Here is an 812-nt window from a genome sequence, read left to right on the forward strand (position 1 = left end):
CTATCTTGATGGCATCCGGGGCTTGGGGCATCGGGAGCACGTGAGTGCGGGCAGACCGAGCTACAGCAGTGGGCCGAGAGCCCGTTCCGTTATATGGTCGCCCCTGCGGCTTGCCCGGATGTGCCGAGAGCACGGATCTGTAAATGCCGCGTGCCCGCCTGCTCCCTCTTGGCAACAGGAGGAGGTCGCAATGCGCATTATTGGGATGGACATCCATCGCGTCTTTGCCGAAGCGGTGGTCCTGGAAGACGGGGCTCTGCGACGCCTTGGGCGGGTCGACATGGCCAGAGACAAGCTGATGGCCTTCGCTTCGAGCCTGCGTCCGACCGATCACGTGGTGGTCGAGGCGACCGGCAATGCCGCGGCCCTCGTTGAGATCCTCGCGCCGAAGGTGGCGCGGGTTGCGGTAGCCAACCCGCTGCAGATCCACCTCATCGCGCGGGCAAAGACCAAGACGGACAAGATCGATGCCCGTGTCCTGGCGCAACTCTACGCGGCAGCGTTCTTGCCCGAGGTCTGGATCCCGGATGCGGAGACCCAGACACGGCGCAGACAGGTCACGCGGCGCAGTCAGCTGGTGAAGAGCCGCGTGCGCTTGAAGGCCATCGTGCAGTCCATCCTTCACGCACATCTCGCGCCCCGCTGTCCGCATCTGGATCTCTTCGGGATCAAGGGTCGCGCCTGGGTTCTGGCCCAGGAGGTCCCGACGGATGAGCGCGCAGCGATCGCCAGGCACATCGAGGAGTATGACAGGCAGACGCGGCGCAGCGGCTGGTCGAGCAGGATATCGCCCGCGCAGCCATGCCGGATGC

Annotated in this window: 1 pseudogene; it reads left to right on the forward strand. The window is 65.4% G+C overall.

What is annotated here, in order from left to right:
* Positions 1–190 precede the first annotated feature (190 nt).
* Positions 191–812: pseudogene (locus ACTVZP_RS22260) on the forward strand (IS110 family transposase); the annotation flags it as partial.

Source organism: Rhodobacter sp. NSM, assembly GCF_052244495.1.
In the GTDB taxonomy this organism is placed as follows: domain Bacteria; phylum Pseudomonadota; class Alphaproteobacteria; order Rhodobacterales; family Rhodobacteraceae; genus Cereibacter_A.